Origin of the sequence: Pristimantibacillus sp. PTI5 (assembly GCF_048572955.1) — a bacterium.
GTDB lineage: Bacteria > Bacillota > Bacilli > Paenibacillales > Paenibacillaceae > Pristimantibacillus.
The window spans coordinates 7,022,014-7,034,686 of record NZ_CP183886.1 but is presented as its reverse complement, the minus strand read 5'-3'; the positions used below and the strand labels follow the sequence as shown (position 1 = coordinate 7,034,686).

Sequence of the window (12,673 nt, the reverse complement as noted above, 5' to 3'; positions counted from 1 at the left end):
TTAATTATTGATACGCCATCAAAGGAGATGATTCTGTGAGTTACACTAAAGAGGATATTAGACGTATAGCACAGGAACAAAATGTTCGTTTTATCCGTTTGCAGTTTACGGATTTACTCGGAACGATCAAAAACGTAGAAATTCCCGTGAGCCAGCTTGAAAAAGCGCTCGACAACAAAATGATGTTCGATGGTTCGTCCATTGAAGGTTACGTGCGTATCGAGGAGTCTGATATGTACCTGTACCCTGATCTCGATACTTGGGTTGTATTTCCATGGGTCACGCAAGATCGCGTTGCCCGTTTGATATGCGATATTTATATGCCTGACGGAACGCCTTTCGCCGGTGACCCGCGCGGTATTTTGAAGCGTGCTTTGAAAGAAGCCGAAGATCTTGGTTATTCAGCAATGAATGTCGGTCCTGAGCCTGAGTTTTTCTTGTTCAAAACCGACGAGCGCGGCGAGCCGACGACAGAATTAAACGACCAAGGCGGTTATTTCGACTTAGCTCCTATGGATATGGGTGAGAACTGCCGTCGTGAAATCGTTCTTACGCTGGAAGAAATGGGCTTTGAGATTGAAGCATCCCACCATGAAGTTGCTCCAGGACAGCATGAGATCGATTTCAAATATGCGGACGCCATCAAAGCAGCGGATCAAATCCAAACGTTTAAGCTTGTCGTCAAAACGGTTGCACGCGAGCATGGCCTGCACGCATCATTTATGCCAAAACCATTGTTCGGCGTAAACGGCTCCGGCATGCACTGTCACCAGTCCTTGTTCCAAGGAGATACGAATGTATTCTATGACGAGAAGGACAAGCTGGGCCTAAGTGCAACTGCACGCCACTACATGGCAGGCATTTTGCAGCATGCCAGAGCAATGGCAGCCATTACGAACCCAACGATCAACTCCTATAAACGTTTGGTGCCTGGTTATGAAGCGCCTTGTTATGTTGCTTGGTCAGCAAGCAACCGTTCGCCAATGATCCGTATTCCGGCTTCACGCGGTCTCAGCACTCGCGTAGAGGTTCGTAATCCAGATCCGGCAGCAAATCCATACCTAGCGCTAGCCGTTATGCTTAAGGCTGGTCTTGACGGTATACAGAACAAGCTGCCATTGCCGGCTCCAACAGACCGGAACATCTACATCATGACCGAGGAAGAACGTCAGGATGCAGGCATTCCAAGCTTGCCGCTCGATTTGAAGGAAGCACTCGATGAAATGCTAAGAAGCGATATCATTTGCGAAGCACTCGGCGATCACGCGCTTGCCCATTTCTATGAGCTGAAAGAAATCGAATGGGATATGTACCGTACTCAGGTTCACCAATGGGAAAGAGATCAATATTTGACGCTTTATTAAAATAATAATTAGAATCCCTTGACGCAAATTGCGTTGAGGGATTTTTTTTTGAGCTGGCAGTACTATACAGAGTTGGTACTATCCGCTTGTCTGACGAATTGTTATATTCAGTACAGTTAACAACGGCTGCCGGATGAATATAACAACGTAGTTCAGGAGATGAGCAGGATGACCATTACAAACTTAAAAAGCGAGAAGACAAACAACATATATATTTTACTTACCGATACCGGAACCTTGTTCACCAGGCTGATCAAAGGATTTACGGGTGCGCCTTACAATCATGCTTCACTCGTGCTGGACGAGAACTTAGAAGAAATTTATAGCTTTGGGCGTAAGCATGTGCATAATCCATTAAACGCGGGGTTTGTGAAGGAGGATATCTATCAGGGAACATACCGGCATTTTCCGGAAACACGCTGCAAGCTGCTGCGTATGTCGGTAACGGAACAGCAAAGAACATCGATAATAAAAGTAATTTGCGAGTTCGAGAAGGATAAGAATAAGTATCGCTATAATTTAATTGGGCTGCTTGGCATTCTCTTAGATATGGATTTGCAGCCTGCGCATTCCTATTTCTGTTCGCAGTTTGTTGCTGAGACGCTCCGCAGCAGCGGAATTCACCTGTGGAACCGTCCATCAACTTTAGTGACGCCGAACGATTTTCTTGAACACGAGAGTGTCCAAGCCGTCTATGAAGGTCCATTATATCAGTATCCCAAGCTTGATCGCCAAAGACTGGGCCGGGTGCTCAAACCTCTGTACTCCGCGGTCCTTTTTGGAAAACGTGCGGTGTCGCGCAATTGATATGCAGCTAACCCAAATCGTATTTTTACTTTAATCAAGCGATTGTTTATGATAAGAAGAGGATGCTGTTTTTTTATAAATGTTACAACGGATTTACGAAATCAGATATTAAGGGCTTAACGAATACGCATGGCTACTATTCTGCTTTGAAGTGGTTGTATCCGATGCTCCGAATCCCCTACCCGAACCATGTGATTTCATTAAGGGAGCTTGGACTAGCTATGATCCGCGCGGCCAAATCTGGCCAGGCGCGAGCCATCGTACACAGCAAGGCTATTTCCGAGATGGCCAAATAAAAGGAAAGCGCAGCATGGATAAGCAAAGGATTTTAAACTAATGTGCAGAATAAGAGCTTATCGCGCAACGTGGGCTTTAGGGCTTTAGGCTGAACCTTATCAACCCCCGATATGCTTATAACCTGCTTTATGATCATATATTTATTTACAATATTGACGGTGTCCCCCATGAGAGCCACCATGAATGCCTCCTGAATGCCCGCCGTGAAAGCCGCCTGATCCTCCGCCAGGGAAGAAGCCTCCTCCATGTATGCCGCCATGCCACAAAGGTCCTCCGAAGCTGTCAATGGGGAATGGAAGGGGAAGCGGAAGCACTTCCAGGTAAGGATATGGATACGGGTATGGATAGGGATAAGTGGGCGGAAAAGGGTAAAATGGGGGGACAACCGGTCCGAAAGCCATTGCGTTTTCCTCCAATCATTTATTTTGATACGAACAGCCTATGCTTCTACCGCTGCCTATGTAACTTGCCCGCCTTTATTTACGGATGGGTTCAACCGACATGCAATGCGCCGCTCTGATCCTATAATAATTGAGGTAACTGAATATCCTTCGCATAAAAAAAGACCCGTTTATAGGGTCTTTTTGTATGAAGTCAAATGTCTAGAACTGAAACAAAGGATAGGGCCGCTATTTAGTAGCCGCCAAAACCCATACAGCTGCATGCGATAATCACCAACAAAATGAAGAGAACCAAAATTGTACCTAAATTTGTAAAAGCTCCGCCAACGTAACCGGACATTTTTCAATGCACCTCCTTACGTGTTGAGTACACAGTATGTTATGCGGGATATTTGCTCAGTGATTGGGTGTTTGTCTTGGGACGGCCGATCCTGCAGATGCCTATTTTTACTAGGTGGGATGACTGTAAGCAAAGAAAAGACTGGATCAATGATGCTCATGCATCTGATCCAGCCTTTTCTTTATGTACGAGTGTGATGCCATTAATGAATGTCGCGGAAAAGACCGATGACTTTGCCAAGAATCGTTACATTTTGGAGTAAAATCGGCTGCATAGAGGAATTTTCCGGCTGCAATCGAATATGATTTTTCTCCTTGTAGAACGTCTTCACCGTTGCCTCGTCGTCTTCGGTCATTGCAACAACGATTTCACCGTTATTTGCCGTTTGCTGCTGGCGGACAATGACGTAATCCCCATCGTGAATGCCGGCTTCGATCATGCTCTCGCCCATTACATTCAGAATAAATACGCTGCTATCACCCACAAAATGGGAAGGGAGCGGGAAATACTCCTCGATGTTCTCCGTAGCTGTGATTGGCACACCGGCTGTAACCTTACCGACTATCGGCACCTTGGCCACGGAAAGCGGAATAATGCCATCGACGCCTTCTTGGTCTAAAATCTCAATGGCACGGGGTTTCGTAGGATCTCGGCGAATTAGGCCTTTCTTCTCCAGGCGGTCTAGATGACCGTGAACGGTTGAACTGGATAACAATCCGACAGCTTCGCCGATTTCTCGAACGGAGGGCGGATAGCCTTTCTCCCGGACTTCATTCTTAATAAATTCAAGAATCGAATGTTGTCGGTTAGAAATCTTCGACACTGCAATCACTCCATTAGTAGGTTTGCAAAAAATTATAACATAGAACCGGAGTTCGTACAAACATAAGTTCTTAAGTACAAAGGTTCGCATTTTTTGTTGACACCAAACGTTTGTTCGTGTATTCTAAAAACAGAACAAACGTTTGGGGTGCTGATAAATGATAACTAGTCCAAGCTTTTATAGAACGATCCATAAGCAGGAAACGAGCAAAGCAATGAAAGTTACAAAAGCGGTTGTACGCTTGGTAAAGCGTCATACGGTTAAGGTTATCGTATGTTCAGCTTTGTTTACTCTTTTATTCACGAGCTTTCTCATGATGGGAACAGATGCATCGGGTACTTCTCCTGAAGCTGCGTCGAATGAAGAACAGGTGATCACGGTTCGTCCAGGCGATACGCTTTGGGAAATTGCTAAACAATTCAATGATTCCAGCCATGATATCAGATATGTGGTTTATATGATTAAGGACCGGAATGAATTACATAATGCAGAGATTAAGTCCGGGCAGAAGCTAATCATTCCAAATATATAAGTAGAGTTATTTTATATGGCTTCGCTAATATCGCTCACCATTATGCTTTCTGGAACAAGCAGATTACTTGAATCTGCTTGTCTCGGAAAGCATTTTTGCGTTTTAATTGAAGCGCTTGTTTATTTCCTTTTGGAAGTACTCATTAAAAGGAAGGATTCGTGGCGTAGGGTTAAGAGCATAGAATGCATTCCCCTTGCCTTGACAACTGAACGTCGAAAATGTCAAAGTATAGAGTAGTGGTTTTTCATCATGAGAGGAGTAGAGCAAGGTATGGAATTCTCGAAAATAATTGAACGGATTAACGAGCTCGCTCGTAAAAATAAATCGGAAGGTTTAACCGATGCGGAAACGGCAGAAAGAGATGAGCTTCGCAAGCAATATTTAACGAACTTCAAGAACAATTTCCGGCAGCAGCTCGAAACGATTGAAATCGTGGATGACAAGGATAATATCAAGCATTAATAAATGTCTAGGGCAATCATTTAATATCCAAGGAAGGGTGATTAGATGAATTACAAACTATTAGGCAAAAGTGGACTGGCAGTATCCGAGCTTTGCTTGGGAACGATGACCTTCGGTAACACAACGAGCGAAGAGGATTCGATTGAAATGATCAATCGTTTTGTTGACCGGGGAGGCAATTTTCTCGATACGGCTGACGTATATGTAAGCGGCCGTTCCGAGGAAATAGTCGGGAAAGCGATTAAAAAGAATCGATCCGATATCGTTCTGGCGACAAAGGTGAGGATGACCACTTCCCAAAATATTAATGGCGTGGGGTTATCGCGCAAGCATATCATGGATGGCGTTGAAGCAAGCTTGAGACGTCTTCAAACCGATTATATCGATTTATATCAGGTACATGTATGGGATCATGCGACACCGATTGAAGAGACCCTGCGCACGCTTGATGATCTTGTAACCTCGGGTAAGGTTCGTTACATAGGATGCTCGAATTTTTTCGCTTGGCAGTTAATGAAATCGCTGGCATGCAGCGATGCAAGCCGATATGTCCGTTTTGTTTCCATTCAGCCGCAATACAGCTTGGTGAGCAGACAAATGGACCGGGAAATGATGTCGCTTTGTTTAGAGGAGAAGGTAGGCATTATTCCATGGGCTCCCATTGGCGGCGGATTTTTAACGGGACGTTACTCGAGAGAAGAACCAAAGGAAGGCCGGTTGACTTCTAAGGTAGGAGAGAGCGCTTGGATCAATCGTGCCTTGGACAAAAATTTCATCATTCTTGACACATTGCTGGAAGCTGCCAAGGAACTGGATAAAACGCCGGCGCAGGTTGCGTTAAGATGGCTGATTCAACGCGAAGGAATTACATCGCCGATTTTCGGTGCCAGTAAACTAGAACAGTTTGAGGATAATATCGGAGCAATTGGCTGGGAAATGCCAGACGAGATTTGGAACCGATTGGAGGAAGTCAGCGCGCTTCCGGATGATTATCCTAATCGCTTCATCGAAAAATTCCGCAGACCGTTTGAATAGGGTTTTAAATTAGGAGGAGAATGAGCTTGTCACGTTCCTGGGAGCGCAAAGTGCGCAAAAATATGACCGAAGTGAATAAACAACGCAAAAAACAAGGCAATGGCCAAATCGTTTTTAATGCCGAGAAATCGGAAAAAATAATTGGACGCAATTACATCGCGCCAATTTTATTGATTTTATTTATTGGCATGTACGTCATCTTGATGCAAAGCTCATCCCAATTCAAAATGGATACGATGTTTTGGATAACAGTTGGCTGTTATATTTTACTTGCGGTCCTCTTTTTCTTTAGACGTCCGTACATAACGATTGGCAAAGACTTTGTGCAATCACGCCGTTTGACAGGAGATAAGCGTATTCCTGCTTCGGCAATTAAAGGATTTAGCGCACAAAAGGGTTATGTAATCGTGGAGCAGCATAAAGGCGGTAACTGGGTGTTCTCTAAATTAACGAACAGGTTTCCGACTGAAGAAATTAGCGAGAAGCTGAAAGTGTTTGCGCAAGCAAACGGCATTCCTTTTCAGGAAAAATAATAGGTAGGAGAGTTTGAACAACGATGGCTAAACAAGCGGTATTATTTGATTTGGATGACACATTGCTGTGGGATGACCGCAGCGTAAAGGAAGCTTTTGAAGCAACCTGCCAAGCGGCAGCGGCTGCGACCGGAGTTGATCCTGATGCTCTGGAGGAAGCGGTACGCCGTGAAGCAAGAGCCCTTTATGAATCGTATGAAACGTTCCCTTTTACAAAAATGATTGGAATCAATCCGTTTGAAGGTTTGTGGGCTCCGTTCCGCGAAGGCGAGCAGGAAGAATTCCGCAAGCTTGAGAATCTTGCTCCCGGTTACCGGAAAGCAGCATGGACACAAGGGTTGAAGGCGCTTGGCGTGGACAATGAAGAGCTAGGGGCTGTGCTAGCCGAGCAATTCCCGGCTGAACGCCGTTCGCGTCCAATCGTATATGAAGAAACATTCCGCGTGCTGGATGCGCTTAAAGGTAAATATAAGCTTCTGCTTCTCACGAACGGTTCGCCTGATTTGCAAAGAGAAAAGCTCGCGGGCGTACCGGAACTTCTGCCTTATTTTGACCATATCATCATCTCGGGCGAGTTCGGGCAAGGGAAGCCGGCTGCTGCGATATTTAAGCATGCACTTGAGCGTCTTGGCATCGAAACGGAGCACGGAATTATGGTTGGCGATAAGCTGACAACGGATATTTTAGGCGCGAATACGATTGGGATGACCTCGGTTTGGATTAATCGCCACGGCGCCGTCCGTAACGACGAAATCATTCCTACCCATGAAATTAAACACTTAGAAGAGCTTCTGCAGCTGCTGGAGCTATAAAATATTGCAACAAAAAAGCCCCTCATTGCCTGCATTTGCAGCATAAGAGGGGCTTGCATTATTTTTGATACGTATTAAGCCTGGTTGGATGCGAACTTCTCATCAGCGAAAGGATGGGCGATCCAGCCTTCAGTTTCAATGAAAAGACGAACGGCAACGATTTGACGGTTATCCATAAGCGTAAAGAAATGCGGCTTGTATTCCGGGACGGAAATAACGTCGCCAGCTTCCAGTTCCACGTCAAAATAACCTACATCGTCAGTACCTTTAATAATAAAGATGCCGCGTCCCGCAGTAATCGCGCGAACTTCATCTTCTGTATGGGTGTGTACGTTTTCGAACTTTTTAAGCAGCTCGTCTAGATTCGGCGTAGCATCGGATAAGGCAATGATATCCCATGTTTTATACCCGCGGCGTTCTGCGAGATCTTTGATTTCTTCGTCATAGGTTGCCAAAATTTCCTGTTTTTCTTCGTCGGAAAGCACGAATTTCTGCTGAAGGCCTTCTGCCAGCTTGCTCGGGTTCCAATGCTCGTAAAGCACCTCTTGCTGTTCTAGAAATGAACGGACAGCCTCTTCTCCTTGAATCCGTTCCTCTGTATTGCGAATTCTAATTTCAGCCATGAACATTCCCTCTTTTCCTATAGAGATTAAATGATATAATGATTATAAAACAAATCAAATGGATTGTCGATGGATTACCTTTTCACGCGGAAGGTATTCTGATAAACTATGTGTTAATGATTTTGGGAAGGGTGTAGTAAATTGTCGAAACCGACCATACAACAAATGCTTCAGGAGCGTATCCTTATTTTGGACGGCGCAATGGGGACGATGATCCAGCAAGCTGGATTAAATGAAGATGATTTTGGCGGACCTGAGCTGGACGGATGTAATGAAATGCTCGTTCTGACTCGTCCTGATGTCATACAATCGATTCATGAGCAATATCTTGAAGCAGGCGCGGACATCCTGGAAACCAATACGTTCGGAGCTACAAGCGTCGTGTTGGCTGATTATGATATCCCTGAAAAAGCAAGAGAAATCAATCTGGCAGCTGCGAAGCTGGCACGTGACGCCTGCGATAAATACAGCACGCCTGACAAGCCCAGATACGTAGCCGGCGCGCTCGGCCCTACGACCAAGACCTTATCGGTAACCGGCGGAGTGACCTTTGATGAGCTCGTTGAAAGCTATTATGAACAGGCGCTTGCTTTAATAGAAGCGGATGTTGATGCTTTATTGCTCGAAACCTCACAGGATACGTTAAACGTGAAAGCGGGCAGCATTGGAATCCGCAACGCCTTTGATAAGCTCGGCAAAGAGCTTCCAATTATGATTTCCGGCACGATTGAGCCGATGGGGACAACCCTTGCCGGCCAAACGATTGAATCTTTTTATATTTCCTTGGAGCATTTAAAGCCGATCTCCATTGGCCTGAACTGCGCAACGGGTCCAGAGTTTATGCGGGATCATCTTCGTACGCTCAGCGATATTGCCAATTCTGCGATAAGCTGTTATCCGAACGCGGGCTTGCCCGACGAGAACGGACATTACCACGAATCGCCTGAATCATTGGCCAAGAAAATGTCGGCATTTGCTGAGCAAGGCTGGTTGAATATTGCCGGCGGCTGCTGCGGAACGACGCCCGATCATATTCGCGCGATGGGTGAGACCATGGCAAAATACGCTCCGCGCACAAAAATGGGATCGCATCCGAATGCGGTTTCCGGCATCGAGACTGTATACATCGAGCCTGAGAATCGCCCGATTATGATAGGGGAACGCACGAACATTTCCGGTTCCCGTAAATTCAAACGGCTCCTAAAGGAAGAAAAGTTCGATGAAGCCTCTGAAATCGCAAGAGCCCAAGTTAAGGGCGGCGCACATGTGATCGATATTAACCTGCAGGACACGGATATCGATGAGGCGTATGCGGTCCATCAATTTTTGCCTCAGGTCGTAAAAAAGATAAAAGCGCCATTAATGCTCGATTCCACTTATGATCATATTATTGAGCTGGGGCTTAAATATTCGCAAGGTAAAGCAATCATTAACTCTATTAACCTGGAGGACGGCGAATCTAAATTTGAACAAATTTTGCCGTTAATCCATCGCTATGGGGCTGCTGTCGTCATGATTCTCATCGATGAGCGAGGCCAAGCGGTAACCCGTGAAGCGAAGATGGAGGTTGCCGAGCGTTCTTATAACCTGCTGACTCAAAAATATAAGATGAACCCTGAGGATATTATTTTTGACCCGAATATGTTCCCGGTCGGCTCCGGCGATCCCCAGTATATCGGTTCCGCGGTTGAAACGCTCGAAGGCATCCGGATGATCAAGGAGAAGTTCCCGCTTGCCAAAACGATTTTGGGACTCAGCAACATTTCCTTTGGTCTTCCTGATGCGGGCCGTGAAGTGCTTAACTCCGTATACTTATATCATGCAACCAAAGCAGGTCTTGATTATGCTATCGTTAACACGGAAAAGCTAGAGCGTTATGCTTCGATTCCGGATGAAGAGCGTCGTCTGGCCGAGGAGCTCATCTATAATACGACGGATGAAACGTTGGCGGCTTTTGTTGCGGCTTTCCGCGACAAGAAGGTCGAGAAGAAAGAAAAGATTTCGAATCTAACCCTCGAGGAGCGTCTTGGCTCATACGTAGTGGAAGGAACGAAGGAAGGCCTTATCCCGGATCTTGACGAAGCGCTGAAAAAATATTCGGCTATGGATGTCATTAACGGACCGCTTATGCGCGGGATGGAGGAAGTTGGCCGCCTATTTAACGGGAATGAGCTAATCGTAGCGGAAGTGCTGCAAAGCGCCGAAGTTATGAAAGCATCCGTAAATTACTTAGAGTCGTTTATGGAGAAAAATGAATCATCCGTAAAAGGAAAAATCATTTTGGCGACGGTTAAAGGCGATGTGCATGATATCGGCAAAAATCTCGTTGAAATTATTTTATCGAATAACGGCTACAAAATCATAAATTTGGGCATAAAAGTACCGCCTGAGCAATTAATCGAGGCGTACCGCAAAGAGAAGGTCGATGCAATCGGTTTATCGGGCTTGCTCGTGAAATCGGCGCAGCAAATGGTGATCACGGCACAGGATTTGCGCACGGCAGGCATTGATGCACCCATCCTTGTTGGAGGCGCAGCATTGACGCGGAAGTTTACTAAAACGAGAATCGGCCCAGAATACGACGGCCTTGTGTTATACGCGAAGGATGCCATGGATGGGCTTGACATCGCGAACAAGCTCATGGATCCGACACACCGCTCGCGGATGGAGGACGAGATGGCTGCGTTTAAGGCATCCGGCGGCCTCGAAGAGGAAGAGAAAAAGCCTTTGCCGCAATTAACCCGTGCGGTGCGTTCCAAAATTTCGCCGGATGCGCCTGTGTTTACGCCGCCGGATCTGGACCGTCATATTTTGCGAGATGTACCTTTGCCGCATGTTATTCCATATGTGAATATGCAAATGCTGCTCGGACATCATCTCGGACTAAAAGGTAACGTAGATAATTTGCTGAAGGAAGGCAATGAGAAAGCAGTTCAGCTCAAAGCTACCGTCGATGAAATTTTGCAAAAGGGCACGTCGGACGGCATTATCAAAACCCATGGCATGTACCGTTTCTTCCCGGCGCAATCCTCGGGCAATGATGTCATTATTTACAACCCGGTTGATCCTTTGCAGGAAATCAAGAGATTCACATTCCCTCGTCAGCAGGTTGAGCCGTATTTATGCTTAGCTGATTTCTTGAAATCAGTGGAGAGCGGCGTTATGGATTACGTTGGCTTCTTGGTCGTAACGGCTGGGCATGGCATACGTGAGCTCGCCAACGAATGGAAAGATAACGGGGATTATTTGCGCTCGCATGCCCTGCAATCCGTAGCACTGGAAGTGGCAGAAGGAATGGCTGAGCGTGTCCATCATATTATGCGGGATATTTGCGGTTACCCGGATCCTGCAGAAATGACGATGAAGCAGCGCCACGGCGCTCGATATCAAGGGATTCGCGTATCCTTCGGCTATCCGGCATGTCCGAATCTTGAAGATCAGGAACCGCTGTTCGATCTGATGAGACCTCAGGATATTGGCGTTGAATTGACCGAAGGATGCATGATGGAGCCAGAGGCTTCCGTATCCGCGATGGTGTTCGCCCACCCTGAAGCGCAATATTTTAACGTAGAGAAACTATAGCTTATAATAAAAAGAGAGCCCTTGAGCGTTCGTTTAACGAGCTTGAAAGGGCTCTTCCTTTCAATAATTGAAGTGAAGGCAGCTTCTGCTAAGAGTGAGGTGACTGACGATATGAATATGTGGTTTTTGGGGACGGGGGCCGGAAGACCCTCTAAATATAGGAATGTTACCGCAATGGCGCTGCAGTTGCCTGAGCCCCATTCCAGCTGGCTGCTGTTTGACGCCGGCGAAGCGACTCAACATCAGCTCATGCGTACGCCGCTTAAGCTGAATAAACTTGAGTTCGTATTCATTACGCATTTGCATGGCGATCACCTATACGGTTTGCCGGGTCTGCTCAGCAGCCGCTCGTTCGATGGAGGCGTTACCCCGGTTAGGCTCTATGGTCCGATTGGGATTAAAGCGTTTATTGAGACGGTTTTCAGTATCAGCGCCACTCAGCTCGATTATGAACTGATTATCCATGAAATAGGGGGGAATGAAGCTGTTATATTCGAAGATGACCGGTTTAAAGTGGAAGTTGGGCAGCTTGAGCATCGCGTGGTCAGCTACGGCTATCGCATAACGGAAAAGGATCAGCCCGGCAGGCTGCTTGTTCATAAGCTAAAGGAGCTTGGCATCGAAGCAGGCCCTTTGTATGGGAAACTAAAGCAAGGGGAGTCCGTTACTTCGACATCCGGTACGATCGTGCACACAGCAGATGTAACCGGTCCGGCACTTATCGGGAGGGTTATCACGGTGCTGGGAGATACGAAGCCTTGTGATAACGCTCTCAGACTAGCCGTCAATGCGGATCTTCTTGTGCATGAAGCTACCTTTGCCGCAGGCATGGAAGAGAAGGCCCATGAGTTTGGCCACAGCACAACGGCGGAAGCCGCCGAAACGGCTTCCAAAGCGAAGGCCAAGCGGCTGGTTATGACACATTTTAGCGGGCGATACAGCAACGAGGATCTCTTGCAGCTGGAGCGAGAGGCTGCTCAATATTTCGAACCGGCAACGGCAGCCGTCGATCTGCTCCATATTGAGGTCAAACGTGCTTTGAATGAATAATAAAAAAAACGC

14 protein-coding genes are annotated in these 12,673 nt (G+C 46.5%); 10 read left to right on the top strand and 4 right to left on the bottom strand.

Going from position 1 to position 12,673, the window contains the following annotated elements; all coding sequences use genetic code 11:
* Positions 1-35 precede the first annotated feature (35 nt).
* The 3 genes from glnA (at position 36) to ACN6MW_RS31330 (ending at position 2,467) form a co-directional block, all read left to right on the top strand.
* On the top strand, positions 36-1,364 hold the full coding sequence (glnA, locus tag ACN6MW_RS31340; protein WP_364148601.1) for a type I glutamate--ammonia ligase: 1,329 nt from the start codon (positions 36-38) through the stop codon (positions 1,362-1,364).
* 168 nt (positions 1,365-1,532) lie between these two features.
* Positions 1,533-2,171, top strand: a complete 639-nt coding sequence (locus ACN6MW_RS31335) for a hypothetical protein (protein ID WP_419873612.1) — start codon at positions 1,533-1,535, stop codon at positions 2,169-2,171.
* A gap of 62 nt (positions 2,172-2,233) precedes the next feature.
* Positions 2,234-2,467, top strand: a complete 234-nt coding sequence (locus ACN6MW_RS31330; protein WP_419873611.1) for a hypothetical protein — start codon at positions 2,234-2,236, stop codon at positions 2,465-2,467.
* 32 nt (positions 2,468-2,499) lie between these two features.
* Here the strand turns inward: ACN6MW_RS31330 and ACN6MW_RS31325 are convergent, their stop codons facing one another.
* From ACN6MW_RS31325 to lexA, 3 genes are all read right to left on the bottom strand, one after another.
* Positions 2,500-2,727 (bottom strand): hypothetical protein, encoded by a 228-nt coding sequence (locus ACN6MW_RS31325; protein ID WP_419873610.1) that lies wholly within the window; start codon positions 2,725-2,727, stop codon positions 2,500-2,502.
* Between the two features lie 374 nt (positions 2,728-3,101).
* Entirely contained in the window at positions 3,102-3,209 is a 108-nt protein-coding gene (gene yjcZ, locus ACN6MW_RS31320; protein ID WP_364148593.1) for a sporulation protein YjcZ, read from the bottom strand.
* Between the two features lie 202 nt (positions 3,210-3,411).
* Positions 3,412-4,032 carry a transcriptional repressor LexA gene (gene lexA, locus ACN6MW_RS31315; protein WP_114378485.1) on the bottom strand — a complete coding sequence of 207 codons (621 nt, stop codon included), beginning with the start codon at positions 4,030-4,032 and terminating at the stop codon, positions 3,412-3,414.
* Positions 4,033-4,246: 214 nt separating this feature from the next.
* Between lexA and yneA the strand changes: the two genes are divergently transcribed.
* The 5 genes from yneA to ACN6MW_RS31290 all read left to right on the top strand — a co-directional run bounded on the left by yneA (position 4,247) and on the right by ACN6MW_RS31290 (position 7,406).
* Positions 4,247-4,564 carry a cell division suppressor protein YneA gene (gene yneA / locus ACN6MW_RS31310; protein WP_419873609.1) on the top strand — a complete coding sequence of 106 codons (318 nt, stop codon included), beginning with the start codon at positions 4,247-4,249 and terminating at the stop codon, positions 4,562-4,564.
* 270 nt (positions 4,565-4,834) lie between these two features.
* Entirely contained in the window at positions 4,835-5,026 is a 192-nt protein-coding gene (locus ACN6MW_RS31305; protein WP_419873608.1) for a DUF896 domain-containing protein, read from the top strand.
* A gap of 45 nt (positions 5,027-5,071) precedes the next feature.
* Positions 5,072-6,061: an aldo/keto reductase gene (locus ACN6MW_RS31300; protein ID WP_419873607.1), complete on the top strand. Its 990-nt coding sequence runs from the start codon at positions 5,072-5,074 to the stop codon at positions 6,059-6,061.
* 20 nt (positions 6,062-6,081) lie between these two features.
* Positions 6,082-6,594: a hypothetical protein gene (locus ACN6MW_RS31295; protein ID WP_364148580.1), complete on the top strand. Its 513-nt coding sequence runs from the start codon at positions 6,082-6,084 to the stop codon at positions 6,592-6,594.
* Positions 6,595-6,617: 23 nt separating this feature from the next.
* Positions 6,618-7,406, top strand: a complete 789-nt coding sequence (locus ACN6MW_RS31290; protein WP_364148578.1) for an HAD family hydrolase — start codon at positions 6,618-6,620, stop codon at positions 7,404-7,406.
* Positions 7,407-7,480: 74 nt separating this feature from the next.
* On the opposite strand, the gene ACN6MW_RS31285 is transcribed toward ACN6MW_RS31290, so the two are convergent.
* Positions 7,481-8,029, bottom strand: coding sequence for a 1,2-dihydroxy-3-keto-5-methylthiopentene dioxygenase (locus tag ACN6MW_RS31285; protein ID WP_419873606.1), 549 nt, complete (start codon positions 8,027-8,029; stop codon positions 7,481-7,483).
* A gap of 165 nt (positions 8,030-8,194) precedes the next feature.
* On the opposite strand from ACN6MW_RS31285, the gene metH reads away from it, so the two are divergent.
* A complete protein-coding gene (gene metH / locus ACN6MW_RS31280; RefSeq protein ID WP_419876503.1) occupies positions 8,195-11,611 on the top strand; it encodes a methionine synthase in 3,417 nt (1,138 codons plus the stop codon).
* A gap of 111 nt (positions 11,612-11,722) precedes the next feature.
* Positions 11,723-12,661 carry a ribonuclease Z gene (gene rnz / locus ACN6MW_RS31275; RefSeq protein WP_419873605.1) on the top strand — a complete coding sequence of 313 codons (939 nt, stop codon included), beginning with the start codon at positions 11,723-11,725 and terminating at the stop codon, positions 12,659-12,661.
* Positions 12,662-12,673 lie beyond the last annotated feature (12 nt).

What these genes read in the sequence shown, in the direction of transcription:
- rnz (WP_419873605.1), top strand. Translation starts at nt 11,723, where the DNA reads ATGAATATGTGGTTTTTGGGGACGGGGGCCGGAAGACCCTCTAAATAT.
- yjcZ (WP_364148593.1), bottom strand. Translation starts at nt 3,209, where the DNA reads ATGTCCGGTTACGTTGGCGGAGCTTTTACAAATTTAGGTACAATTTTG.
- metH (WP_419876503.1), top strand. Translation starts at nt 8,195, where the DNA reads ATGCTTCAGGAGCGTATCCTTATTTTGGACGGCGCAATGGGGACGATG.
- ACN6MW_RS31325 (WP_419873610.1), bottom strand. Translation starts at nt 2,727, where the DNA reads ATGGCGGCATACATGGAGGAGGCTTCTTCCCTGGCGGAGGATCAGGCG.
- ACN6MW_RS31285 (WP_419873606.1), bottom strand. Translation starts at nt 8,029, where the DNA reads ATGGCTGAAATTAGAATTCGCAATACAGAGGAACGGATTCAAGGAGAA.
- ACN6MW_RS31305 (WP_419873608.1), top strand. Translation starts at nt 4,835, where the DNA reads ATGGAATTCTCGAAAATAATTGAACGGATTAACGAGCTCGCTCGTAAA.
- ACN6MW_RS31335 (WP_419873612.1), top strand. Translation starts at nt 1,533, where the DNA reads ATGACCATTACAAACTTAAAAAGCGAGAAGACAAACAACATATATATT.
- ACN6MW_RS31290 (WP_364148578.1), top strand. Translation starts at nt 6,618, where the DNA reads ATGGCTAAACAAGCGGTATTATTTGATTTGGATGACACATTGCTGTGG.
- ACN6MW_RS31330 (WP_419873611.1), top strand. Translation starts at nt 2,234, where the DNA reads ATGCTGTTTTTTTATAAATGTTACAACGGATTTACGAAATCAGATATT.
- yneA (WP_419873609.1), top strand. Translation starts at nt 4,247, where the DNA reads ATGAAAGTTACAAAAGCGGTTGTACGCTTGGTAAAGCGTCATACGGTT.
- ACN6MW_RS31300 (WP_419873607.1), top strand. Translation starts at nt 5,072, where the DNA reads ATGAATTACAAACTATTAGGCAAAAGTGGACTGGCAGTATCCGAGCTT.
- ACN6MW_RS31295 (WP_364148580.1), top strand. Translation starts at nt 6,082, where the DNA reads ATGAGCTTGTCACGTTCCTGGGAGCGCAAAGTGCGCAAAAATATGACC.